This window comes from Ruegeria sp. AE4 (assembly GCF_056542185.1).
The window spans coordinates 1-25537 of sequence record NZ_JBQFZK010000003.1 but is presented as its reverse complement, the minus strand read 5'-3'; the positions used below and the strand labels follow the sequence as shown (position 1 = coordinate 25537).

At 55.3% G+C, this 25537-nt stretch carries 22 protein-coding genes and 1 tRNA gene; 11 read left to right on the top strand and 12 right to left on the bottom strand.

Going from position 1 to position 25537, the window contains the following annotated elements; all coding sequences use genetic code 11:
• Window positions 1-39: 39 nt before the first annotated feature.
• The 3 genes from ACR0EK_RS06675 (at window position 40) to ACR0EK_RS06665 (ending at window position 2631) form a co-directional block, all read left to right on the top strand.
• Window positions 40-927, top strand: a complete 888-nt coding sequence (locus tag ACR0EK_RS06675) for a MurR/RpiR family transcriptional regulator (RefSeq protein WP_480558706.1) — start codon at window positions 40-42, stop codon at window positions 925-927.
• Window positions 924-2012, top strand: coding sequence for an aromatic ring-hydroxylating oxygenase subunit alpha (locus ACR0EK_RS06670; RefSeq protein WP_480558704.1), 1089 nt, complete (start codon window positions 924-926; stop codon window positions 2010-2012). The genes ACR0EK_RS06675 and ACR0EK_RS06670 overlap by 4 nt, the downstream gene beginning before the upstream one ends.
• A gap of 235 nt (window positions 2013-2247) precedes the next feature.
• Entirely contained in the window at window positions 2248-2631 is a 384-nt protein-coding gene (locus tag ACR0EK_RS06665; protein ID WP_480482962.1) for a carboxymuconolactone decarboxylase family protein, read from the top strand.
• 6 nt (window positions 2632-2637) lie between these two features.
• Here the strand turns inward: ACR0EK_RS06665 and ACR0EK_RS06660 are convergent, their stop codons facing one another.
• Window positions 2638-4257 carry a hypothetical protein gene (locus ACR0EK_RS06660; protein WP_480482960.1) on the bottom strand — a complete coding sequence of 540 codons (1620 nt, stop codon included), beginning with the start codon at window positions 4255-4257 and terminating at the stop codon, window positions 2638-2640.
• Between the two features lie 32 nt (window positions 4258-4289).
• On the bottom strand, window positions 4290-4601 hold the full coding sequence (locus tag ACR0EK_RS06655; RefSeq protein WP_480482958.1) for a hypothetical protein: 312 nt from the start codon (window positions 4599-4601) through the stop codon (window positions 4290-4292).
• 68 nt (window positions 4602-4669) lie between these two features.
• Here ACR0EK_RS06655 and ACR0EK_RS06650 point away from each other — a divergent pair, with 68 nt between their 5' ends.
• The gene (locus ACR0EK_RS06650; RefSeq protein WP_480482956.1) at window positions 4670-5611 is read left to right on the top strand and encodes a YcaO-like family protein; all 942 of its coding nucleotides are present in this window, start codon (window positions 4670-4672) and stop codon (window positions 5609-5611) included.
• Window positions 5612-5618: 7 nt separating this feature from the next.
• Here ACR0EK_RS06650 and ACR0EK_RS06645 read toward each other — a convergent pair whose 3' ends face one another.
• Window positions 5619-6827 carry a hypothetical protein gene (locus tag ACR0EK_RS06645; RefSeq protein ID WP_480899159.1) on the bottom strand — a complete coding sequence of 403 codons (1209 nt, stop codon included), beginning with the start codon at window positions 6825-6827 and terminating at the stop codon, window positions 5619-5621.
• A gap of 184 nt (window positions 6828-7011) precedes the next feature.
• Window positions 7012-8994 (bottom strand): phosphatase PAP2 family protein, encoded by a 1983-nt coding sequence (locus ACR0EK_RS06640; protein ID WP_480899157.1) that lies wholly within the window; start codon window positions 8992-8994, stop codon window positions 7012-7014.
• 432 nt (window positions 8995-9426) lie between these two features.
• On the opposite strand from ACR0EK_RS06640, the gene ACR0EK_RS06635 reads away from it, so the two are divergent.
• A tRNA-Ser gene (locus ACR0EK_RS06635) sits at window positions 9427-9516 on the top strand.
• A 155-nt stretch (window positions 9517-9671) separates the two neighbouring features.
• Here ACR0EK_RS06635 and ACR0EK_RS06630 read toward each other — a convergent pair.
• The 7 genes from ACR0EK_RS06630 to ACR0EK_RS06600 form a co-directional block, all read right to left on the bottom strand.
• A complete protein-coding gene (locus ACR0EK_RS06630; protein WP_480539066.1) occupies window positions 9672-10412 on the bottom strand; it encodes an outer membrane protein in 741 nt (246 codons plus the stop codon).
• A 211-nt stretch (window positions 10413-10623) separates the two neighbouring features.
• Window positions 10624-11379, bottom strand: coding sequence for an ABC transporter ATP-binding protein (locus ACR0EK_RS06625; RefSeq protein WP_480486520.1), 756 nt, complete (start codon window positions 11377-11379; stop codon window positions 10624-10626).
• Window position 11380: 1 nt separating this feature from the next.
• Window positions 11381-12229 carry an ABC transporter ATP-binding protein gene (locus ACR0EK_RS06620; RefSeq protein WP_209506685.1) on the bottom strand — a complete coding sequence of 283 codons (849 nt, stop codon included), beginning with the start codon at window positions 12227-12229 and terminating at the stop codon, window positions 11381-11383.
• Complete coding sequence (locus ACR0EK_RS06615) at window positions 12226-13137, bottom strand: ABC transporter permease (protein WP_480899155.1); 912 nt, start codon at window positions 13135-13137, stop codon at window positions 12226-12228. The genes ACR0EK_RS06620 and ACR0EK_RS06615 overlap by 4 nt, the downstream gene beginning before the upstream one ends.
• Window positions 13134-14192 (bottom strand): ABC transporter permease, encoded by a 1059-nt coding sequence (locus tag ACR0EK_RS06610; protein ID WP_480506613.1) that lies wholly within the window; start codon window positions 14190-14192, stop codon window positions 13134-13136. The genes ACR0EK_RS06615 and ACR0EK_RS06610 overlap by 4 nt, the downstream gene beginning before the upstream one ends.
• A complete protein-coding gene (locus ACR0EK_RS06605; protein WP_480899153.1) occupies window positions 14193-15788 on the bottom strand; it encodes an ABC transporter substrate-binding protein in 1596 nt (531 codons plus the stop codon). It lies immediately after the preceding gene.
• Between the two features lie 34 nt (window positions 15789-15822).
• The gene (locus tag ACR0EK_RS06600) at window positions 15823-16878 is read right to left on the bottom strand and encodes a dipeptidase (RefSeq protein ID WP_480486513.1); all 1056 of its coding nucleotides are present in this window, start codon (window positions 16876-16878) and stop codon (window positions 15823-15825) included.
• A gap of 121 nt (window positions 16879-16999) precedes the next feature.
• Between ACR0EK_RS06600 and ACR0EK_RS06595 the strand changes: the two genes are divergently transcribed.
• Both ACR0EK_RS06595 and ACR0EK_RS06590 read left to right on the top strand, forming a co-directional pair.
• Window positions 17000-17911: a LysR family transcriptional regulator gene (locus ACR0EK_RS06595; RefSeq protein WP_480545829.1), complete on the top strand. Its 912-nt coding sequence runs from the start codon at window positions 17000-17002 to the stop codon at window positions 17909-17911.
• Between the two features lie 296 nt (window positions 17912-18207).
• Complete coding sequence (locus tag ACR0EK_RS06590) at window positions 18208-18606, top strand: cupin domain-containing protein (protein WP_480506609.1); 399 nt, start codon at window positions 18208-18210, stop codon at window positions 18604-18606.
• Window positions 18607-19266: 660 nt separating this feature from the next.
• On the opposite strand, the gene ACR0EK_RS06585 is transcribed toward ACR0EK_RS06590, so the two are convergent.
• Complete coding sequence (locus tag ACR0EK_RS06585) at window positions 19267-20862, bottom strand: GMC family oxidoreductase (protein WP_480483846.1); 1596 nt, start codon at window positions 20860-20862, stop codon at window positions 19267-19269.
• A gap of 109 nt (window positions 20863-20971) precedes the next feature.
• Here ACR0EK_RS06585 and ACR0EK_RS06580 point away from each other — a divergent pair, with 109 nt between their 5' ends.
• The 4 genes from ACR0EK_RS06580 to ACR0EK_RS06565 all read left to right on the top strand — a co-directional run bounded on the left by ACR0EK_RS06580 (window position 20972) and on the right by ACR0EK_RS06565 (window position 25091).
• Window positions 20972-22210, top strand: coding sequence for a TRAP transporter substrate-binding protein (locus tag ACR0EK_RS06580; protein ID WP_480967682.1), 1239 nt, complete (start codon window positions 20972-20974; stop codon window positions 22208-22210).
• Between the two features lie 66 nt (window positions 22211-22276).
• Window positions 22277-22942: a TRAP transporter small permease gene (locus ACR0EK_RS06575; protein ID WP_480487433.1), complete on the top strand. Its 666-nt coding sequence runs from the start codon at window positions 22277-22279 to the stop codon at window positions 22940-22942.
• The gene (locus ACR0EK_RS06570; RefSeq protein WP_480547640.1) at window positions 22942-24300 is read left to right on the top strand and encodes a TRAP transporter large permease; all 1359 of its coding nucleotides are present in this window, start codon (window positions 22942-22944) and stop codon (window positions 24298-24300) included. Before ACR0EK_RS06575 ends, ACR0EK_RS06570 begins: the two co-directional genes overlap by 1 nt.
• An 11-nt stretch (window positions 24301-24311) precedes the next feature.
• Window positions 24312-25091, top strand: a complete 780-nt coding sequence (locus ACR0EK_RS06565) for an IclR family transcriptional regulator (protein WP_480487430.1) — start codon at window positions 24312-24314, stop codon at window positions 25089-25091.
• Window positions 25092-25537: the final 446 nt, after the last annotated feature.

Below are 25537 nucleotides of genomic sequence, written 5' to 3'. Positions count from 1 at the left end.
GCTCGACAGGCTAATTCCACATTTGTACCATCGTCAATCATGAATGACACAAATGTATCATCAACTGTTCTGGATCGCCTGACCGAAGAGTGGGACGCCCTGACCCCTGAGGCGCAGAAAGCCGCGCGTTACGTTCTGGAAAACCCTACGGATGTAGGGGTTTCAACCGTGCGCGAAATTGCCGAGGCGGCAAAGGTCAAGCCCAACACATTCGTGCGCATGGCGCGGCAAGTGGGGTTTGAAGGGTACGAAGATTTTCGCGAACCCTTTCGCGACGCGATCCGAAAAGGGCGCGTGTCGTTTCCAGACCGCGCCAGATGGCTTCAGGACATCGGCAAATCCGGTGAATTGGGCGGGCTGTATGCCGATATGATCGGTGCCGCAATCCGGAATATCGAGGAAACATTTGCAGGGATCGACGCGACCCGCCTGAAATCTGCTGCCGAAATCATCTGGAATTCTCGCCAGATTTTCACACTCGGCGTAGGCGTCAACAACTCCAACGCGCGCAACTTTACTTATCTGGCTTCGACCGGGATGAAGCAGTTTCATGCAATCCCCCGCCCCGGTTCAACCCCAATGGACGATCTGGCCTGGGCCGATGAGCAGGACGTGCTGATTGCGATCACCTGTCATCCCTACCGCACCGAAGTGATCGAGGCGGTCAAACTGGCACGTCAGCAGGGCCTGACTGTCATCGGTATCTCGGACAGTCCGGCCAGCCCTGTGATCCGGAACGCCCATCACGGGTTTGTCGTCGCAGCAGATACGCCGCAGTTTTTCCCATCATCCGTTTCGACCATCGCGCTGCTGGAAACGCTGCTGTCTTTCGTGATCGCCGTATCCAGCGACGAGATCGTCGAACGGGTCGAACGTTTCCATCGTCGTCGCCATCAGCTTGGCATCTATGCGGAGGAACCCGAATGAACGCACCGCTGACCCACTCACTGGACGCGCGATATTATACCGACCCCGCCATTTTCGAGAAGGAGATGCAGGGGCTTTTGGCCCGAACATGGCAGTTCGCAGGACATGTCGCGCAGGTTCGGGAAACAGGAGATTACTTTGCCTTCGAGATTGCCGGGCAAAGCCTGTTTTGCATTCGCGGGCGCGATGGCGAAATTCGCACTTTCTATAATGTCTGCCAGCACCGTGCGCATGAAATGGTCTCGGGCACAGGCAACACCCGCGTTGTCGTCTGTCCCTATCACGCGTGGACCTATGAATTGTCAGGTCAGTTGCGCGCGGGTCCAAATATCAAATCCGTCCCCGGATTTGACCGCAGTGCGATCTGCCTGACGGCGGTCCGGACCGAAATCTTCAATGGGTTCATCTTCGTCAATCTCGACGACAAGGCAGCCCCGATGGATGACTGGTATCCCGGAGTACGGCAGGAAATCCGTGCATTCGTCCCGCATATCGACGAACTCGAGCCGCTGGAATGGGTCGAGATTCCGGAACACTGCAACTGGAAGGTCAGCGTCGAGAATTATTCGGAATGCTATCACTGCCCGAGCAACCACCCGACTTTCGCTGAAGGTGTCGTCAAGCCCGAAACCTACGACATCCAACCCGATGCAGGCGGCGGTTTCGTGCTGCGCCACACGACCGAATGTCAGAGCCTCGACAAGATGACTTACCCAATCGACCTGTCGGTGCCTCATGCGGGCGATTACCAGTCTTGGTTCCTGTGGCCGATGTTTTCGTTCCAGTGCTATCCGGGCAATGTGCTGAACACATATCACTGGCGCGCAAATGACACGGATCACTGCACCGTCTGGCGCGGTTGGTACACTGAAGGTGGTTCGGAAAGCGCGGTGATCCGGCAACTGGCCGTTCAGGACAGGGAAACAACGGTCGAAGAAGACATCCGGCTTGTGGAATCCGTGCATCGCGGCCTCAGATCCCGTGGTTACTGCCCCGGCCCGCTGGTGCTGGATCCGGGCTGCGGTGTGATGTCCGAACACTCAATCGCCAAGTTGCAACAATGGATGCGCGAGGCAGTGGAATGAAACCCACCCCAGGCAGACATAACCTGCTTGCCCTACCCTTGAGCGGGTAGATCAACCACGCTGATGCCCAAGGACTGGCACCCTTGCGAAATTGACCGGATTTTGCCCAAAGCACTTGGGTATATCGACATAGTGGACATGCCGGACCGGGTATACAGGTGCACCACCGGATGAAATCACACTACGATCCCGCATACAAACACCGCCTGACACGCTGACAAACCGGAGACCCGTAATGGCCGACTTATTTGACGAAGACCTGTTCCTGAAAGGGTTGGAACAACGGAAGAATACACTGGGCGCGGACTATGTGGAAAAGAACCTTGCAGCAGCAGATGATTTCACCCGCCCGTTTCAGGAAGCCATGACCGCCTGGTGCTGGGGTTTTGGCTGGGGGGATGACGTGATCGACGCAAAAACGCGGTCGATGATGAACCTGTCCATGATCGGAGCACTGGGAAAGATGCATGAATGGGAAATCCACTGCCGGGGTGCCATCACCAACGGGGTGACCAAAGAAGAAATACGCGCCATCATCCACGTGGTCGGGATTTATTGCGGCGTTCCGCAGGCGTTGGAGTGTTTCCGCGTCGCCCGCAAAGTGCTGGACGACAATTAGACGCCATCACAGACCTGCTTCGGCCAACAGTCGTGCACCTTCGTCATAGTATTTTCTGTTTTTGAAACAGCCCGGCCAGGCCCAGCGCTCTGCCGTGAAACCGGGCTGCAATTCCAGGATGCGACGGGCGTGCCGGCGTGCCAGTGACTGGTTGCCAGCGGCGGCGGACAACATGCATAACACAACCCGCGCCCGCACGCTGCCGGGGTCCACTCGCAAGACATTATGCGCGTGCTGCCATGCTGCCTTGTCTCCGGAGAGGGCAAGGGTCATGGACAGGTTCGCCTCGATCCAGATCGGCGGGTGCGGCGTTAACGCGAGGGCCTGCCGATACGTGGCTATTCCGTCCTCAAGCCGGTCATCATACATCAACAAGACACCATAATAGCCCAGCAATTCGGGGCTGCTGTGGAACCTCTCAAGTACCTTGCGCATCAGCTGGCAAGCCTCGGCAGTATGGCCAGCAACACTGTGGGTAAACGCTTCGAGTGCGGCGCAATAAGGATCCGCCGGGTGTTTTTCACGCATGACGGCGCAGTCGGCCTCGACCAGAGCCAGCGTTTTTTCCGGCGAATCTTCCATGCCCAACCGGATCAGATCCAGGCGGCAGAATCCGACAGCGATCCGCGCAGGCAGATAGTCCGGATCGCGCTGCAAACAGACCTCATACTGGCGGATGGCACGAAACAGGCCGTCCTTGGTCGTAAGGCTCTCCTGAATGCGACCATTCTGAAATGCCGTCCAAACTTCGGTGGATGTGGCGCGTGCTGACCAGATGTCGGACCAGTGACCATCCCGCAGCCGTAGTTGAAGCGCTTCGACAACTTTCATTGCGATTTCTTCAACGGCGTCAAACGTATCCTTTTCCCGAAACCGGAAACGTTCGGTCCATAGGCACACCTGATCCACGGTTGATGTTAATTGTGCCGCCACCCGCAGTCCTTCGGCCGCTACCACGCTGCCGCTTAGCATATAGCCGTCGACAGGCCCTTCTTGCCTGCGCGCATCACGCAATTCGATGACATCCGACAACGTACCCAAGAGGAAAAGCAATTCGTCCCGTATCGACGCCGCCGCAACGTTGATATTGTTATCGTCACCAATTACTTCAAACGGCTCGACTACAATTGCAGGTCTCTGATGCCCCCAATGGGATGGAAAGCGCGCGCCAACCGGGACAGGCGCATTTTCATCAAAGCCAACGTCCCAATACGCTTGCCGTTCAACTGCCAACCAGTCTTCAAATTCCGGGTCTGCAACATCCAACCCTTCCAGAAGCTCGGCGCGATCCGGTTGAAGCGGTTCATCAAACAAATCAATTTCAAGCGCTTTCAGGTCGATGGAGACATTCTCGCGCCCGATGTCCAAAAACCCCAGACCGAACCCGGCCAGATGCTTGGTCAGGACACTAAGTTCCTTGCGCAACGAGGCCGCACCCTGTGCAGGTGAGCTTTTGCTCCAAAGCTTGTCTTGCAGCCAGGCCCTGCTGCGAACAGCATTCTTAGACAACAACACCAAGGCGAGAAGCGCTTTCGCCTTGGTGCCGCGTGGTGTTGCATCCTGGCCGTCGTTGCAAATCACCTGAAACGGACCGGTCAGGAATATCTTGGTTTTTGCCTTACTCAAATAAACTCCTCAGGCAAGTTCAGATACTGCGATCAGGAACCACAGCCATAAACGACAATGCCACCCATCGCTTCATAGGCCAGCTTGCAGCACCATGACTCGTGATCGGGATTTGGGTCTGGCTCTTTATCGCTCAGATCAGGGATTACGATATGAACCTTGTTCTTGGAATCATAAACAAACTCCACTGCAGGATTACCGACATCAGCAAGGATTTCATGAATCTGTCGCTCAGCCGCGTCGCGACCCTCTTGTGATCCCAGCGCGTTGCTCCGGGCGGCGTTCAGAACTTCACACCCAAGATCCTTAAGTGTGTATTTCGGATTAATAGTCAAACGAGCCATACTAAAAGTCCTTTCTTAACAACCACAACCATTTGTATAACCCGTTACATACCTATCCGGAAACAAAAATGACCGACGCGCTGATTGAACTGGCCGAAAACGCAGGGATTATTTCCGGACCTTCTTTTGCTGAATTTCCCAAAAGTGCTCCGATCCACACCGCCTTTCGCATGATCAATTTGCGAAACGGAACAGTGCCACCCGCTGGCGCAATGAAACATCGCGTGTCCTTTGGCACAGCGCGTAACCGGAACGAAGCCGCGCGGCTTTCGGGATTCGAGGCGATCGAACGTTATGCGCTGCAATACAGCGCGGATTCGCCTGAAACCCGCGAAAGCCTGATTTCATCGGATGGTGCCACGCATGTTCTGCCAAATGATGCCCTTGCTCTGGGTGCGCAGGGCAGCAACGGACAGATCACGTCGAAGGGGGCCGCAGCGGGACCAACGCATGAGGCCGCTGCGCTGTGGGCGGTGCTTGAATGTCTGGAACACGCGCTTGGACCACACGGGTTCGACCAGGTGTTGCCCGAAACAGCGTTGCCGCGCGACGTGACCAGCTGGCTGAACACCTACCTGCGTCATCTGAGCGTTCACGTTCGGATGGTTTCGGGCGTCGGCCTGCTATTGCGTGCGGTCTGCGCCGATGCGGATGGCGGGCGACCAACCTATGGAACGGCTTTTTCCGCCGATCTGACGACAGGTGTCTGGCACGCGGCATGCGAAGCGGTTGTGTCCTGGCGCAACATGGTGACCCTTGACCACACCGGCGTGACAGATGACGCGATGAATGAGGAACAGGCGCGCTTGTTCCGACTGTATCGCGGCGCGCGAACCGATCGCCCGACAACTCCGGCATCCTTTTTCGATGTGGACGCCTGGCAGAGTCCCGACCCGACGCTGATGACTGTATTGACAGCGGCGGCCAACGCTGCCGGTCGCCCGATTGCCATATTCGATATGACCGCGCCGGAAATACCTTTGCCCGTTGTCAAAGCCGTGCCGGTTTGAAACCTTTTCAGTGACTGAATTGGCAAGTTGGCGCTACGTTGCCAAAGACCTCAGTTTCGGTCCGGTCCGCAAATTCAGAAATCTGTTTGCATCGTTGGGTTTCCGGCAGTCCACAAACGATATCGCTTGGATCAACAGGCGGGACTTCAACAAATTCGACCCTTGTGATCGCGCGTGGATTGGCCGCCACTGTTATCAAAGGGCCAACCTCGATCAGGCTGGCAAGCGCATAACCCGACGCAGGCCGTGCGGTCGACCCTGATCCCATGGTGATATCGTCCAGAAACCGCGGATCATCGTCGCCCGGCCCGAACTCAAGGCGCATGGGCATTCCCGCTTCACCGCGCGGATAACGCACCCAATCTGTCGGCACATTCACCGCATCCACGAAGAGTTCGGACATGTGAAACGCCCGAATATAAAGCCCCATAGGATTCGCGAACGCCATCGCGCGCCCTGTCGGCGTTGCTGTGCCCCTGGAGAAGGCCAGATCAAGGGCTTCACCCGCCAAACCAGATCCCGCATGGCGACAATACAAATCCTGTCGGTCGGCAAAATGTAACACTTCATCAAGCCGCGCGGGCCTTCTGTTTTCACCATTGCCGACAACATATGGGAATGAGGAAAGATGCATTGTAGCGATCAGGTCGCTCAGGCTGTTCGTCTCTCTGGTCATGAACAAAGCATGTTCGATATTCAACGGATGCTCTGGTGGATGAGCAAAATCTGTTCCCACCAATCTTTTGTGAAAACGAGCAATGCGTTGAGGCACATCCAATGCGCACCAGTCTGCTCGCGAAACCTCGAACAACTCTTCGCAGGAATATGAACATCTGGATACGGTTTCAACGACCGAAAGGAAGTGATCCAGATCGAACACTGCCATGGTTCTCCACCACTCCATCAGTTCGGTCGTGGCGACAAAGCGCTTCGGCCGCATTTTACCTTCGGAATCGAGCCGTAAAATCAGCGCATATTCCAGAAATTCATTGTGCAGCTCAGCCCTGCTTGCCCAACCCCGATCCGAAAGACTGGCGGCCAGATCCTCGCCCAGACAATCCCGGGGCTCGCGCGGGTTGGCAGACCATTTGAACCCCGTCGATATCTGACCATCGACGATGTCGTCTGGGTCCATGACCAGGAACGGGCTCACTCCATTGCCATCGAAGAACCCTTCAATTCTCAAGTTCCAGTCCGACAGGGCGGCTTCACTCACCCCCCTATCGGCGCAACCTGGAGATTGAAAAACAGCCATCACCGAACACCGATTTGTATCTGAAATGCAGGGCTGATCTGCCATCAATACTTGCCACGGCAGTTCCAGCCTGGTTCGAGAGATCATCATCGTTGACGGACACGGAAGCATCATGAAAAATCTCCCTCCGAAAAAACCTGAAACCTCATCCGCCCCAACCTGCCTGCTCTGGCAGGTGGCGGGTCCACCACAACTCAGGCGAACTATTGGCTACGTGGATTTCACTGCCAGAAGACCGTTTTCCCGAGATGCTGAGATGATCGCCGTCAAAAGTCTCAAGCGACACTTTCGATAACGCCGGTGATTTTGCCATATGCTCTGCCAGTGTTCCGACCGCGATACGCTCACCCATCCGGATACTGTCGAAATAATCGCTATAGAAATGAACGCCCGCCAAATTGCGCCCAAGTGCAATATTCGCAGCCAACTTGTTCAGCTCGCCATTCAGCGTCAGGCAGTCTGCACTGTCTTCTGGTCGGGTCGAGTCGATCAGGGTCTTACCCCCCGCAGCTGGCACAAGGACCCGAGGCAGACCAGCTGCAGCCAAAGACACCCGTGATCCATCCAAAGCGTGCGTTCTGAAGAAAGCTTTGAGCACTGTGACGCATGCCCCGGCAACGGCACCATGAGCCGCCCCATAAGACGGGTGCATTGGCGACCCTTCGGGGTAAGCAACCGGCAGCAGCAAGTTACGGTCATTTCGCGGCAAGCCCTTATGGGAAATGGCGTTATGCGCAAACCGCTTCACCGAAGGCGAGGCGGCGATTGCATCCATAAGGCTGAAACCTTCGCTTGTCGCCGCTTCGAGTTTTCCCAGATGGGTCGCGGCAAAAGGCTCGGCCGCGCCAAGGGTTGCGCCGTGACCGTTCGCCATCAAACTCGTAACACTGCCCAGCTTTTCAGGCCGGGCACGATTGTGCACCTGAAACGTCTGGCGTTTCGCGGCCCTCAGGGCCCGTGCCCCGGCTTCCGTCAACAGGGACAGTACGTGCGCGCCGCCGCAGGCAGAGCCTGGATCACGCACACCGGCATATCCATCCTCGGGCAAACCTTCATCTGTCGGCGTGCCCTGTCCCAGCATCAGCAGGCAGGCATTGAAAAAAGCCTGATAGATTCTGTCAAAATGCACGTAAGAGGCAAGGTCGCGCGGTGTTTCAATGAATTTCGTTCCCTCGCTCTCAAAGGCTTGTTCAGCCGTCGTGTCCGCCCCGTTCTGAACGTCCAGCCACTCAGCCCAATCCCGCAGATAGTCCACGCCCGCCGCCTGCGGCTGGATTTTCTGGTCGATCCTCAAAGCGCCGAAGGGAACAGCCCCGACGGCCATTGCCTGCGTCAGCTTTTGCTTTTGTCGGCGCGCTTGATCTGCTGTCAGTGGATCGTGGCCTTGTACCAGGAACTGCGACAGATACGGTCCCTGTGCACAGCCCTGTGAGCAACCGCGAAACAGGGTTTGAGGGGTCAGGCCGCCACCGTCCCGAACCCGCCGCGCCGCCGAAACCTTTCCAATCTCTGCGCCATCAGCGTCCCGAGGGCTGCCATCGCGACGGAACCATTCCATCTGACAAAGGGCACCCGCCACGTTGGCCGCATCACCGGCACCATCCCTGATGGATTCGAACGGCACATCCCGCAGATAGGCCATCGCGTAAATCTCGGCCATCTCCGCCGCCAACTCATCCGATCCAAGCCGGGGCGCGGGTGCAATTCCCACCCCCCCCGCGTCACATCCGTTGAGACCAAGCCGATGGCCCAGGATTGGCCCTTCCCACGCACGCCACCTAAATTCACCACCCTCTGATGGCGCGGTGCGGAAGGGCCCGGAATAGGCTGGCGTGTCGAACAACGCCAACCGATTGCCATGATTGTCGGTGCAGGTCGGATCAGCCACTTCATCCAGAAACTCGGTATAGACCTGCGCGTCGACAATCCCGTTCACGTCATGACGCAAACCCTTCGAGAAATTCGTGGGCCATGTCCCTTCAAAAAGGTCCGATTCACCGTTGTGATCCTTGAAAACCTCCTGAGTGGAACGCGCCAACACACTCAAACGGCGCCGACCCCGGCTTACCTTTTGATTGGCTTCATCAGGGTTCTGCCATGGTTCAGACGGAACGGTATGTTGCGACATGATGTTCTCCTCATCGACGAAGGAACGAATCGCATCACGGCGTTACCGGATCGTGACTTCCAAAAAGAGAATGTGTTTTCTTTGCTTTTTCAATAAGTTGCTGGATTCGCACTGGCGCACGGAACGCAATCACGCAAAAACTCGTGAGCCGGCTCCACGTTGCAAAGCCAACCGAGCACTTGAACTCCGCTGTAGACTTGCCACGTTCAAATTCTCGCACATCAGGCCAGATGCCACAGGCAAGGCCCGCGATTCTAAGGATATTACGAACTGCATTGGGTCTGAAGAAAGTGAACCAAGTCTTGCCAATGGTGGATGCAAACCGGTGCGATTCCGTTCTATTTCAAAGAGTTCGGACAGATCTGTAAAAAAAACCAAACTTTGCGGAATTGACCTTGTATTTCCGTTGCTTGCACGGATATACCCGTCGGCGGAGACGTGGCCGAGTGGTCGAAGGCGCTCCCCTGCTAAGGGAGTAGGCCCGGAAGGGTCTCGAGGGTTCGAATCCCTTCGTCTCCGCCATTTACCAAAGTAAAAAATAATCATAAAAAGCAAAAGCTTATTTGAAATCAGACAGTGCGTTTCTGGACTATCGAGCGACGACAGCCCTTAGAAACAACCGCGTTCAGCCGCTGTTGCAACATAGGTTAGTATCAGGGAAGCGCCTGACGTTGTCTTCAGAACCTGTACGTTGCGCCCAGCAGCGGGCCGGACTGGTCAAACCTGAAATCATTGCCGTTGATCTCATGATCGAAGGAAATATACCGGTAGCCGCCGCGGATCAGCCATCTGTCATTGATTTCATAATCTGCAGTCAGCAAAACTTGCCAGGTTTCGCTACCGCTCCGAAACCCGCCATAATCCACGAACCCGGTCCCTGACCATTTGTCAGAAATCCGAACTCTTGCACGGGCAGCGACGACCGGATCAGTCCAGTTGTCGTCGGTCGTCACACTTCGCCCAGCAGCGACCCCAGGTTGCAATCGGAACGTGGTTTCCGTGCTGAACCACCTGAACCCGCCTGCTAAGGCCACGCTGATCGCGGGTGTCTCATAAACATGGTAACCGACATAGCCGCTGAGAAACTGCGTGGTGGCAGAGGTATCCAAACTCGAAAACGCCGGGCCGGGAGTTGAGTTACTAAACGCCAAATCGGTGTAGTTGTAATCCGCAAGCAACAACCAGCGCCCGTTAGACGCGGAAATACTGCCCATAAACGCAAAATCCAGGTTTTCGAGAGCGTCTGAAAAACTCAACGTGCCGTCGATTGTTCCACTTGGTGTTGCAAGAGAAATGTCCGTTTCGGCCATGAACAGATAAGCTGTGCCCGAAAAAGACCAATCAGATTGCTGGGCTGAAACAGGTGGCGCGATCAGTAACGCAACCGCAATCGCCAAGTTTTGCACCTTGCTTTTCATCAGTGACCTCGTTGCTAAAATTTATATTGCATTTCCTGCATGCTTCACGGTTACACAATTTGTAAACGTTTCCAATATCTCGATCGCTGTAGTGTTGTCGCGTTCCCTATCGAAATAGGGATGAATCCACACCAGAAATGCCAAAGGATCCTATTGTCTGACCCCCGAATTAATCGTGTGAAGGACAAACCCCAGATTGAATGAACATTCGTTATTGGTTCGGAGCAACAGACGCGGTCAACAATTGCTTGGAATACTCGTGGCTTGGGTTCCCCAAACGCAAAGTTTCCGAGGACATGACCTCAACAATTTCACCATTTCTCATAACTGCCAATTGCTCGCACATATGTGCGATAACCGGAAGATCATGAGACACCATCAGATAGGTCAGTCCGCGCTGTTTGCGCAGGTCAGTCAACAGGTTGAGCACCTCGGCCTGAACGCTGACATCCAAAGCTGACGTGGGTTCGTCCAAAAGCAAGATATCCGGCTCACCTGCCAAGGCCCTTGCGATTGCCACGCGTTGTCGTTGGCCACCGGAAAGCTGGTGTGGATACCGGAACCGGAATTTTTGCCCAAGTCCGACGTCATTGAGCAAATCGCTCACGCGTTTATCGATATCCCCAAACCCATGCAGATGAATAGTTTCACTGAGGACCTGATCAACAGTGTGCCGCGGATGCAAAGACGCGTAGGGGTCTTGAAACACCATCTGGACGGTTCGAAAGAATGACCGATCCCGCCGGGACCCGGATATCGCCTGGCCTTCCACTCGGATTGTGCCCGACCATTGCGGTGCAAGTCCGGTTATTGCCCTCAGAATTGTCGACTTGCCGGACCCGCTTTCGCCCACAAGGCCAAAACTCTCGCCCTGCGCGACTTCAAGGTTTGCGTCCTTCACCGCATCGACCCGGTCGTGTGCATGACCAAACCAGACATTCAGATTGTTGATTTCAAGTGCCTTCATTTCAGCCCCTCACGCTCGGGGCTTCGGACCACGACGGATCGCGTGTGAGAACACTCAGGTGAGTGCATTTTTCGTCAAGGCGCGGCAGCGAGTTCAGCAAGCCCTGGGTATAGGGATGTTGGGCCTGATGCAGCTTGTCAGCCTCGCAAACCTCGACGATGCGACCCGAATACATGATGAGAACACGGTCGCAGAATTCAGACACCAGATTCAGGTCGTGGCTGATGAATATCAGGCCCATCCCCCGTTCCTTGACCAATCCGTCCATGATATTCAGCACCTGCCGCTGAACGCTGACATCAAGTGCCGACGTTGGTTCGTCGGCAATCAGTATCTTGGGGTTGGGAATCAACATCATCGCAATCATAATCCGCTGCCCCATGCCTCCGGACACCTCATGCGGGTATGCCCGCATCACCCGCTCAGGATCACGGATTGAGACATTGTCCAACATCTCAATAGCCATCTTTTTCGCATGGGCCTTAGAGCCGGAATTGTGTTGAAGGTATGCTTCCATGAGTTGCTCGCCAACGGTGACCACCGGGTTCAGAGAAAACTTGGGGTCCTGCATCACCATGGAGATCTGCTTGCCTCGCACCTCACGCATCTCGCGCTCGCTGAGCTTCATCAGGTCTCGGCCTTCCAAATTGATGTGTTTGGCCTCCACGATACCCGGATTTCGGATCAGGCGCAGAATGGCCCGTCCCGTCATCGACTTGCCCGAGCCGCTTTCGCCGACGATCCCCAGACGCTCGCGCCCCAGCGAAAACGACACGCCCCGCACGGCGTCAAACACGCCCTGACGGGTTGGGAAACGAACCCACAGATCTTCGATGTCGAGTAAGTTCATTGCCCACCGTCCTTTGGATCAAGCGCGTCCCGCAGCCCGTCACCCAACAGGTTGAAGGCCAGCGAAACCGTGAAAATTGCGAGCCCCGGCACCGTGGCCACCCACCAGTGGTCAAGGATGAACCTTCGACCCTCGGATATCATGGCACCCCATTCCGGGCTTGGAGGTTGTGCCCCCAACCCCAGAAAACCAAGGCCGGCGGCAGCCAAAATGATCCCGGCCATATCCAGCGTGACACGCACGATCAAAGATGAAATGCAAAGCGGCCAGATATGCCGGGTGATGATGCGCAGCGGCCCGGCACCCTGAAGGCGTATCGCGTTGATATAGTCGGTTGACCGGATGGTCAGGGTTTCTGCACGCGCCATACGTGCATAGGGCGGCCACGCCGTGAGTGAGATTGCCAGAACCGCGTTTTCAATCCCTGCCCCAAGCGCTGCGACAAATGCCAGCGCCAGAACAAGTCGTGGAAAAGCGAGGAAAATATCCGTGATGCGCATAAGGATCACATCCGTCCATCCCCCCACATATCCCGCAACAGTCCCGACCAGAAGCCCCGCAATCGGTGCGATGAGCGCCACAAGCGCCACGATGTACAGTGTAATTCGTGCCCCATAGATCAGGCGTGACAGAATATCCCGCCCCAGGCTGTCGGTTCCCAATAAGTGGCCTTCAGCCCCGATGGGAAGAAGTCGGCTGGACAGGCTCTGAACAAAGGGATCGTGCGGCGCAAGAAAAGGCGCAAAGAGCGCTGTCAGAACAAGGATGACAAGGATCGCCAACCCGACCATCGCCATCGAGTTTGATCGCAAAGTCAGCCAGCCTTTGTAGAAGCTGGCCAATCTGGCATGGCGGCGCGAAGTCGGCTCGTCGGTCAGCAGCCACTGGCGCAAGGTCATGTCGCTCATTTCGACCTCGGATCAAAGAAACGGTAAAGAAGGTCCGAGAATATGTTCAGGCAGATAAAGATCAGCCCGACCACAACGGTTCCTCCAAGAACGGCATTCATATCGGCGCTCAGCAAAGCCGTCGTGATATAGCTGCCGATCCCCGGCCAGCTAAAGATGATCTCGGTCAGAACTGATCCTTCCAACAAGTTGGCATAGCTGAGTGCGATCACTGTGATCAGCTGCACCCGGATATTCTTGAAGGCGTGGCGCCAGATAACTTGTCTTTCAGACAGCCCTTTGACGCGGGCGGTGATGACATACTCGGCTGACAACTGTTCCAGCATGAAGGATCGGGTCATCCGGCTGATGTAGGCAAGCGAGTAGTACCCCAGCAATGCCGCGGGCAGGATGATATGGGACAACGCATTGCGGAAGACATCCCAATCCTGGGCCAAGGCACTGTCTACCAAAATCAGCCCAGTGCGTGAGGGCACTATGTCCTCGTAGAAGATATCCAGGCGGCCCGGGCCACCGACCCAGCCGAGTATCCCGTAGAAGACCAGAAGCCCCATGAGCCCCAGCCAGAAAATTGGCATTGAATACCCGACAAGCGCGACCACACGGGCGATCTGATCGATCCATGATCCGCGCTTGACTGCGGCGATCACACCAAGCGGAACACCCAGAAATATTCCAATCAGAACGCCCAAAGTCGCCAATTCCAGCGTGGCAGGGAAGACGCGGGCAATATCCTGAGAAACCGGGCGGGCATTCAGAAGTGAATCGCCAAAATCACCGTGCAGAACATCCCAAAGGTAATATCCAAATTGAACCAACAGCGGCTTATCAAGACCAAGCTGTTGATAGACCGCATCATAAGTCGATTGCGATGCGCGTTCACCGACGATTGCCAGCACCGGGTCGATCGGCATCACGCGACCGATGATGAAGGTCACGAAAAGCAGACCCAGCATTGTAATTGCGATGGTGCCAAGAGTTTTCAGGATACTCTTGATCCAATGGATAAGAGGCGCCGAGCGGCGCCCCTCAGTTGGTCTTTCGGCCAGTGCCATTTACTTGGTCACCTGCCAATACGACGCCGATGTAATCGCCTGACCGGTTGAGAAATTCGTCACGTTTTCACGCAGGGCCGATTGCTCAATCTGCTGGAACATGATGACAAACGGCGAAGTCTCGCGGAACTCGGCCTGGATTTCCTTGTACATGACAGCCCGTTTCGCGGTGTCGTTTTCGACAACAGCCGCATCCGTTTTCTCGGTCAGCCCGCCGGTATCCCAAGAATTCCGCCACGCCAGCAATCCTGTGGCATTGGCTTCGTCCGAATTATCCGGGTTATAGGCAAAGGTACCTGCGTTCGTCTGCGGGTCGGGATAGTCCGGCCCCCATGCGCCAAGGTAAACATCCAGTTCCCGCGCACGATACCGCGCCAAAATTTGTTTGGCGGTCCCCACGGTGATGTTCATCGTGATGCCAACCTGACTCAGCGCATTCTGTAGCGACTGGGCGATTTCGATCCGTTCCTGCGCTTCACGCACACCAACTTCGATCTCAAGCCCGCTTACACCTGCTTCATCCAGCAGGGCCTTGGCCTTTTCCACATCAAAGCTAAACGGCGTCTCGTCAGAGGCACCGAGATAGGTTTGGGGCAGGAAATTCTGGTGGATCGTGTATTGCCCTTTCAGGAAGCTGTCGCGCATCCCTTCATAGTCAACCAGATATTTGAACGCCTGCCGAACCTGAGGCTTGCTCAGCTCGGGATGTTTCTGGCTCAGCGAAACATACATCAGGCGGCCCTTAAGCTCGTCTGCAATCTTTACGCCGGCAACAGATGAAGCACCGGCAACATCTTCTGGGTTCAGGTTGCGCGCGACATCGATATCACCACGTTCCAGCAACAGGCGCTGGCTGGCGCTTTCCTGAACGTGACGGACAACCACACGCTCCATGGCCGGAGCACCCAAATAGAAATCGGGGTTCGACTTCAGTGTTACGCTTTCATTGGGTTTCCAGCTGACCAGGCTATAAGCCCCAGATCCAGCAGTATTGGTCTTGAGCCATTCATTGCCCAAGTCGCCATCCTTGTCGTGTTCCATCACCGTCTTCTTATCGACAATGCCGCCGATGGTAGCGGTCAGGCAGTTCAGAACGAAGGATGTCGCATAGGGTTTGTCCGTCGTGATCGTCAGAGTGTTGCCGTCCGCGACAATCGTTTGTTCGACATTTTCCGGCGTGAACCCAAACTGGGTCAGGATAAAGGCCGGGGTCTTGTTTAGAATGATCGCTCGACGCAGTGAAAATTCAACATCTTCTGCCGTCACCGGATTTCCGGAGTGAAAGGTCAACCCTTCCCTGATATTGAAGGTAATCGATTTGCCGTCTTCAGACACATCCCAACTTTCAGCGATGTCGGGCTGATAGCCAGCATCCAGATTGAGCGGGTCGAAGTTCACCAGCTTCTGATAGACATTCCGGCTCACATCCGAACCCGCAAACTCAAAGCTTTCGGCCGGGTCCAACGTCGTGATGTCGTCGATTCGATGCGCGATAACCAGCATGTTCGGCGGCGTTTCGGCCATTGCCGAAGTCGAGGTCACGGCCAGCGCCAATCCTAGCGCCGCACCGGTAAGCAATCTGTTAAATGCGTTCATTTTGTCCTCTCTGTCATCAAGTCTTCACTAACGGTTACGAGCCCCAGGTCTTCTCAAGAACACGCAACCAGTTTTCGTGGCAGAGCTTCTTGATGAGCTCTTCGCCGTATCCATGGGTCACCATGGCATCTCTCAATCGAGGCAGCATCGAGATGTCCTTCACGTCGTCCGGCACGACCGCCCCGTCATAATCGGACCCAAGCCCGACCCGGTCTTCACCCATTATCCCGATCAGGTGGTCAAGGTGCTTCAAAACCTGCATCAACGGCACATCGGACAGCATCCGACCATCCTCACGCAGAAACGCAGTGGCAAAGTTCAACCCGACCATCCCGTCGCTTTCCGCGATGGTGCGAAGCTGATCATCGGTCAGATTTCGCGCGTGCGGACAGATGGCGTGGGCATTCGAATGCGTTGCGACCAAAGGCGCATCCGAATACCGCGCTACATCCCAGAAACCTTTTTCATTGAGGTGGGACAAATCCAACATGATACCCAGCGCATTGCATCGCTGCACAAGCCGCAGTCCATGATCCGTCAATCCAAGGCCAGTGTCCGGCCCCGATGGATATCTAAACGGCACACCATGGCCAAAAATGTTGGGTCGGCTCCACACGGGCCCAAGCGATCGCAACCCCGCCGCATGAAACACGTCAAGCGAATGCAGATCGGCATCAATCGGCTCGGCGCCCTCGATGTGAAAAATGGCCGCAATCTGGCCTAGCGCCATGCTGTTTCGAATATCCGAAACTGATCGAACCACTTTCAACGCCCCCAAACGTTCCAGTTCCAGCAGTATGGCAATCTGCCCCAGCGCTGAGGGCAGAGCATCTTCGGCGTCTATATGATTGGGAAGCGGCAGGTCATAGCTAGGCTGGACCATTTCTTCCATTTTAGCATCGGCATCGATAGGCGAAGGGACCCAGACGGCAAAGAAGCCTCCGCCAAATCCACCGGCCTTGGATTTAACAGAGTCGATTGCACCTTCGAGCCCGGTCAGGAAGCGGCCCGCTTCGGGCAGACCGCCTGACGAGGCCAGTTTTGACAGAACATCATTGTGCCCATCAAAGATAAGAGGGGAGGTGCTCAAACTCGTTTTTCCCAGGTTAGTGTCATTTCGACACACGCTAACAGACGCAATCATCATGATTGCAAAAAATCTTGATGAGTTTTACTCATAGAGCTAGTCGGAATCATGCGGGCGCCCAGCGATGAAGAAACCTCGCAACTGGCATTCTCTGCCGGAATACCAGGCGCTCCGTGCGCTCATGCAGTCTGGAACAACGGCCGCTGCCGCACGACAGCTCGGCTTGTCTCAGTCCGCGGTCAGTCGCTCGGTCAGCAGCTTAGAGGATCGACTGGGCAGAACACTGTTCGAACGGGATGCAGGCAGATTGCGACCGACGCAAGAAGCCGTAAGGCTGAATATGCGATTGGATCCTTTGTTCGAGGCATTGGACAGGATCGATGGTCCGGGCGAAACTGTGCAGGAAACACTGCGCCTCGTTGCACCGCCCAGCTATGCTCATCGATACATCGTTTCCCTCATCGCCAGTTTCATTCGCGGGAATCCCGGTTTTTTCGTGAACCTTGAGGTGACAACGTCGGATATGGTCACGCTTGGCGTGCTAGAGAACCGATTTGATCTTGCCGTGACCGGGATTGAACAAAGCCGCGCTGGCATCAAACTTATACCATTTCGCGAGTCACCAGCCGTTTGCGTCATGCGACCCGAACATCCTCTGTCTGAACGCACCGTTCTGACGCCTTCAGACTTGCATGAGCAAGAGCTGATCGCGCTGACGTATCGACATGGGCGGCGCGGGCAGCTGGACCGGTTGCTTCATCAAGTGCGCGCTAAACCGAGGATCGTTGCCGAAGTTTCAACCTCATTCGCCGCTGCCGACATGGCGCGCGAAGGATTGGGGCTGTCTGTTATCAATCCCTTTCCCGTCTACCATTACCGATCTCCCGACCTGGCATTTGTCCGATTTGAATCTCTTATGCGGTACCGGGGCCATTTTGTGGTCTCTGATCAAAAACCGGTTCCAAGGATCGCACGGGCATTCATGCGGCATCTGCGATTGAATACCCCTCCGGACCCTTTCTCTGACCCGAGGTAATGAAATCTTTCCAAAGGTCTTCAATGGCAATACGCCATGTGACCGCCCAACAGGGAAGATTTTGGAGGAGGGTCGAGGTACGGACCTGTCATGGCTACGTGCACAGTTTGGTATGAGTAACGTCCGCAAACGTGGGTTTCTTCGTCCTTATGTATCTCAGGCCGTATCACCCGGTATGCGGTTCGTTCATAAGGCTCGTTAGAATCTCCGCCCAAAACCCGCTTCTGATTTCCCTACGTTTCCAGGCGAAGCTGGCGTATCATTCTCTCGCTCAAATCTTAGGAAGGAATACCTAGATGGCGGATTGTGCGAAACTGCACCCCGGCGAAACCTATTCCGGGAAACAGGGGTTCGATTACTTCGAAGGCATCGCCAGACAGACGGTAGGAAGCCAAGCTATCTGCATGCATCTGCTCACGGTCCCGCCCGGAGGGCGCGCCAGGGCGCATAAACATGAGACACATGAAACCGCGATTTATGTGATTTCCGGGTCTGCTAAGATGTATTGGGGCGACAGGCTAGAACACGTTATGGAAACGCAAGCAGGAGACCTGATCTATATACCATCAAACACTCCGCACCTTCCGTTCAACGATGGGAATGAACCCGCAGTTGCAGTTATCGCACGCACGGACCCGAACGAACAGGAAAGCGTTGTTCTGATGCCGGAACTTGAAAGCCTTGTACCAGGGTGACGCAAAATACCGTTGGGGACCAGCAGCGCAGTTTTTTCTCCCCTGTTGCTTCCAGAGTGCTTTGAGTTGTGCAGTGGCCCTGAACGCAGAAAGCGCCCCTTGGGGCGCTAAGTGTTTGATATCTGACTTGAAGTATTGGTTGCGGGAGGCCGCAACCAGCGTTGCCGAACGCAACTAAGATGTCAGGTATAGGCGCAAACCCGACATACACAAATTGTCACTAAACTTCTGCTGTGCGGGACTTAGCAGCCAATAGCGTTCACCGACGCAGTGTCCGCACCCAGACAATTAGGGAACATTCAAGTTCGCGACCCAGGGCTGTGTATGTCTATCTCAGCAAGTGCAGTACTTGTACGCCTAAAAATAGGAAAGCGGACGTTAAGAGTTGAACTTTAGGAAAGTGTCCGCGTCCGCTTATGCATGCTTCGCGAGGTTGGTGTGGTGTTAAGTCCCTGCGCTAGATGCTCCACAGATCATTGACCAATGGTCGCTCCCAGATCACTGTCAGTCATGACTCATGAGTCATGAGTTAGGCAAAGCGCAAGTTGCGACCAGACTCCACCGACCAAACAGCTTGAGCTTGCGCGAATGGCGCACTGATCCATCGGTTGCGAGTGTTTTGGGCATTTTGCATGGCATGCGGACAAGACGGAGGGACTGTCAGGCATCTGCACTTATCAAGTCGCTTGCCTTTTCGCCTATCATAATTGCTGGCGCATTAGTGTTGCCACTGACGATATCCGGCATAATGGAGCAATCAGCTACCCTTAGGTTCTTTATTCCATGCACATTTAGTTTTGCGTCGACAACGGACATGCCATTGCTTCCCATCGCGCAAGTTCCGGTTGGGTGATAGATTGATGCGGTGTTGGATCTGGCCCAATCTAGCGTGCCTTCGTAATCGTCGCAACTCAGCTCTGCCGTCGGTCGAAATTCCTCGGAAATTTTTGAAGCCAGAGGGGCCAGTTTGGCAATCCCACGTGCGATATTCACGCCATCGACGATCGTTTTGCAATCCGTTTCCGTGGACAGGTAGTTAGGGACGATTTTGACGTGTTTAGACGGATCGGGACCGTTCAACCGCAATTCTCCGCGGCTTTCCGGGCGCAGTTGGCACACCGACATCGTGAACGCTGAAAACGGATGCACTCCCTCGCCAGGACTGTCAGCGGACCAGGGTTGGACGTGAAACTGAATGTCGGGGGTTTCAACCTCGGGGCGGGTTTTCATGAAACCGGTGGCAAGGCTGGCGGCCATGGTCATCGGGCCTGCGCGGAACAGCGCGTATTTCAGGGCAATTCGCGCCTGATTGAACAGGCTGCGGACTTCGTCATTCAAAGTCGGCTCGTTACATTTAAACACAAGCCGCGCCTGTAAGTGATCCTGCAAACCCTTGCCGACACCCGGCAGGGCGTGCAGCGGTTCGATACCGTTTTCCTTTAGATGATCTGGGTCTCCGATTCCCGACAACATCAGAATTTGGGGGGAATTGATCGCCCCACCGGACAGAATGATCTCGCGCCGGACTTTTAGAGTTTGTTCAGCTCCCGAACGATCCCGATAAACCAGTCCGGTTGCCTTTTTCCCTTCTAAAACCACCCGCGCTACCAAGGCATTGGTAATGATGTTGAGGTTCTGACGACCCCGGATAGGTTTTAGATACGCCACGGCTGCGCTGCAGCGTCGACCATTGCGGGTGGTCAACTGAAAGTACCCGACGCCCTCTTGTTCGGCCCCGTTGTAGTCTGGATTGAACGGATAACCTGCGGCCTGCGCTGCAGCGACCCATGCGTCGCAGATGGGACGTTGGATGCGCATGTTGGACACAGACAAAGGTCCACCGACACCGTGGAATTCATCCTCGCCGCGCTCTTGATCCTCGCAGCGTTTGAACAGTGGCAACACGTCCTCCCAGCCCCAACCTTCGTTGCCCATCTGACGCCAACGGTCGTAATCCTCTTTCTGGCCGCGCACATATAGCAACCCATTCAAAGAGGATGACCCACCCAGCACCTTACCGCGTGGCCAATCGATGGATCGACCGTTCAGGCCGGGATCGGGTTCGGTCCGATAACACCAGTCGACCGATGGATTGTGCATTGTTTTGAAATAGCCAACAGGGATGTGAATCCAGGGGTTTGTATCGCGGCCACCAGCCTCAAGCAGCGCAACCGTCGTATTGGGATCAGCGCTTAGCCGATTGGCAATGACACAGCCCGAAGACCCCGCGCCAACAACCGCATAATCCACCTCCATGACTGCCTCCTCCGAAAGTTGCTGAAAAAAACTCTATGCAAGTTGATCGAATTATACTAGCCTTTTTTGATACAAAACGTCTCAATAATTGTGATCAGGGAGGTAAGCAATGGAGATTGGTCGGAAACTAAGTGGTATTTCGCGTCGGGATTTCTTCCGAGTTGCGGGCCGTTACGGCATGAGCTCGACCTTATTGGCAGCAGGCGGGTTCGGTGGCGCAATGAGCCTGGCGAATCTGGCACAGGCTGCCGAATCAACTTACGAGAAACGCTTTTCGAAAGAACCGAAGCACACGCTGAAATTCGGCGCGTCGGGGTTTAACACCCGCAACCTGCTGATTGAACGCGCAGGCGCAATCGAGTTCGCACGGGATCTGGAAGAGCGAACGGATGGCGAGATTCGGATTGAATTCATCGGTGACAATCAGATCTGCGGACAGTTGAGCTGTGTTGAGAAGACACAGCAGGGTATCGTCGACATCTATGCGGCATCGACCCAGAACTCTGCCGGCGGTGCGCCCTATCTGAACGTGCTGGATTACGCGTATATGTTCCCCAGTCGCGCGGCACAGTATCATTTCTTCTACAGCCCGGCGAGCCAGCGCATCCTGCGTGATCCGCTGGAGAAACGGCATGGGCTGAAGTTCCTGTTCACTCATTGCGAATTGCGCGGTCTGCAAATGGGATCGACCTTTTCAGACAAACCGACCGTCACCAAACTGGAAGAACTGTTTGGCACCAAAAACCGCGTGACCGGCACGCAGTTGGGCCGGATTGCGATGCAGTTATTGAACCTGAACCCGGTGCCGGTGGCATGGGAAGAGACTCTGGACGCGCTCAAGACTGGTCTGATCGACGGGGCCGAAACATGGGCCTCGGCCGTTGCCTATGCCAACATGGCGCCGGTGGTCTCGCAGTCAGTGAACCTGAAATTCTTCTGCGGAACCGAACATACCTCAATGTCAGCAAAGGTGTTTGATGGGCTGAGCGGCGAGTTACAGGATGCTGTGATGGAATCTTCGTACTTTACGCAGGCGCTGATTCAGGGCGCGAATGAGGCGGCGCTGTTGAACACCGTGGGCTTCTCGGACCCGCAACTGCCTGACACGATCTTTGCCGAAAACGGCGTGCGCCCGGCATTTCTGGCGGATGATCAGATCAAACTGGCCGAGGAAATGTGCGCCCCAAACTACAACCCCGAGCCCTGGGCGCAATGGCGTGAACGCCTGAACAAATGGGCAGGTGGCATCGATACCTATCAGGAAATCTATGACATCGCGCGTGAGATTCCAGCCGATACACTACCGGAAAATGTCGAGCCGCGCCGTTGGTGGAAGGGCGAAGCCTGATAAACTTACACGAACCGGCCCCAGGCGGGCCGGTTCATCCAATTACCGACTGGGAGGACGGGGTACATGTCGTTTTGGGCAGACATAGGCGCAATTTTCAGCGCCTTTCTCAGCCAGGATTCGTTCGAGATTCAATCCGCACTGGAATCCGACGCGACCTGGGTGTTGGGCGCGATTGTCTCGGCTCTGGGCGGGTTCGTGATCATGCTGATCTATCGGGCCGTGCCCTTCATTGAACGGCATCTGGAACGATCGGTAATGGTGTATTCCTACCTTGCCATTGCCTTGATCATCTTTTGGGGCGTGATCGACCGGTTCGTGTTCAACGATCAAGAGCCCTGGTCGACCACTATTCCGCCGCTGCTGTTCATGGTGATGGCGTGGTTCGGGGCCTCGTATAACGTCCGCCTACGTACACATCTGAGCTTTAGCGAATTCCGCTCTGCCATGCCGCGCAGTGGTCAATTGGCCTGCCTGATCCTTGACGCCTTGCTGTGGTTCATATTCGCAGTGATCGTCATCGTGACCACGTCCCGGCTAGTCGCCCTTTCGGCATCGAACTTTCAGATCGTTCTGGGGACTGACAATATCATGCAGTGGTGGTTCCTTCTGGCCGCACCACTGTCGTTCTTTCTGATGGTCGGTCGGGTGTTTCAAAACCTCGCCGACGATCTGCACAACTGGAAAACAGGTGAGCCGCTGATCAAGCAGGCCGTGATCGGAGCAGACTGATGACAGATGGAACCATGGTCACACTGATCTCGCTTGGGGTCACTTTTCTGTTCATGTTGGGCGTGCCGGTCCTGTTGGTCATCGGTTATTGGGTCATAGGCTGTTCATTTGTCCTTGGCCTGACGCTGGACAACATGGGTGCCGAATTGCTGAACGTGTTCAACAAGGGTTTTGCCCTGTTGGCGATGCCACTGTTCATCCTGACCGGAGACCTGATCAACAAATCGGGTATTGCGCGGCGTCTCAGCGATTTCGCCTATGCCTGTCTGGGCTGGATACGCGGCGGGCTGGCGATGGCCTCGCTTGGCGCCTGTGGGTTGTTCGCAGCAATCTCAGGATCCAACTCGGCGACGACAGCAACCATTGGCTCAATGCTGCATCCCGAGATGGTGAAAGGCGGCTATGACGAACGTTTCAGCGCGGCCACAGCGGCGGCGGGTGGTACGGTGGGCATCATCATTCCTCCGTCGATTATCTTTATCGTCTACGGATTTCTTATGAACCTGCCGATTTCCGAACTGTTCGTTGCAGGCATCCTTCCGGGGGCACTGATGGTCTTTGGCATGCAATTCGCGTGCTGGATCATTTGCCGCATAAACGGTTGGGGGCATCTGATCCCGTTACAGCTGAACCGAGTGTTGAAAACCGCCTTTGGTGCATGGCTTGGGTTCTTCGCAATTGGACTGGTGCTTTGGGGCATCTATACGGGCAAATTCTCTCCGACCGAAGCAGCGGGCGTGACGGTTGGATTCTGTGTGATCGCAGGATTGGTCAGCTATCCGATCAACCGGATCATGGGCGCGCGGAATGATATTTCGCCGACCGAGAAGAGCTATGCCGAGATGTTCGTAGTCGAAGGGTTTACTATCCCCGAGATCCCATCGATCGTGATCCGTTCGGCCCAGATCACCGGAATTCTTGCACCGCTGATCGCGATTTCGGTGGTGATGCAGCAGATCCTGTCCTTGCTTGGCGCACAGCAGACCATTGGGGATTTCGTAACCTCAATGGGTGGGTACCATGCGGTTCTGTTCACCTCGATGGTGATCGTCTTCTTCTCGGGCATGGTGCTGGAAAGCCTGCCTGTGACGATCATTCTGGCCCCGATCCTTGCCCCGATTGCGGCGTCAGTTGGAATTGATCCGATCCATTTCTCAGTGATCTTCCTCGTGGGGGCGTCTATCGGGTTCATCACTCCGCCATATGGCTTAAACCTGTATGTGGCCTCTGGCGTGACCGGAGTGCCCTATTTCCGGCTGCTGCGGTACACAGTACCTTATCTGGTCGCATTGCTGTCGGTGTGGATTTTGGTGTCACTTGTGCCAGATCTGGCCTTGATCCTGCTGCCAAATAACTAGACTGTTAAGGAATGGCCGCAACGGAAACACAAGATAAAGAGACACAGATACCGACCAACTTGCGCCTTCTTCTCATCCTTGAGGAGGTTGCGCGACGCGGGGTCGCCGTCAAACCGTCAGACCTGATCGAGTCACTGGGCCTGGCCAAGCCAACCATCCACCGCCTGTTGCAAACCGCAGAAGCCGAGGGCTTCCTGCAGCGCGATCTGGATGGGCGTTCATACGGCCCTGGACACCGGCTGCGATTGCTTTCGGTCAATACGATGTCTTCCGAGCACCTGCGTACGGCGCGTCTGGCGATCTTGCGCAGCGTCGCCGAGCAGGTTGGTGAAACCTGCAATCTCGCCATTCCAGACCGAGAGGGGATGATCTATCTGGACCGGGTGGAAACGAAGTGGCCACTGCGGATTCAACTTCCGGTTGGTACTCAGGTACCCTTCCATTGTACGGCCAGCGGCAAGATGTACCTGTCCACACTTCGGCAAAAAACGCTGGGCGGTTTTCTTTCAGCGGGAAATCTACAACCTCAGACGGAGCGCTCACTGACTGATCCCAAGTCGCTGCGAGCGGAGATCCAACGTATCACTGAGAATAGTTATTCCACCGATGACGAGGAATTCATGACCGGAATGACTGCCCTAGCTGTACCCGTTCAGGATGGGCAAGGCCGATTGGTAGGCACGCTTTCGGTTCACGCGCCGACACAACGTCATGACGTCAACAGTCTGATGTCGTTTCTGGGAATACTGCAAAAAGGGGCGGATGAGCTTTCGGCTCTTTTGACCGAGTGACTAGTACCGGAGATGACAGTCAAAACGTAAACTTTTTTACCAACTGCGAATTCGGTAATCGACCGGTTTGGAGAATTCTGCACCTCAGTGAGTGAGAGTGTGATCAAAGTCCAGTGTGCGCCGTTCGTTCAGCGTTGTAGAGTCAACATTTGCGCACTGCTGCCATTCCTGGCTGGTGCAGCATCTGCCGCTCTGGGCTCGCTGCTGCCATTGCTGCGATTTCATGCGCTTGCAGTCGCGGCAAGAAGGTCGGCCCTGAGCTGCCGGTGGTCAAGTGTTTGCATCGCTGCGTTGCAGCTTGCCAAAAGCGGACGTCCTTTAGATTTACACTCTATTCGAGAATCCCTGACAGCTTTGGACCTGTCCCGTTTTTGTGCCGCCCCAAGTGCTCGTTTAAGCCACTTTCCTTTCGAATGCGACAGGGCTTTTCCAGCCCAATGCTGAGT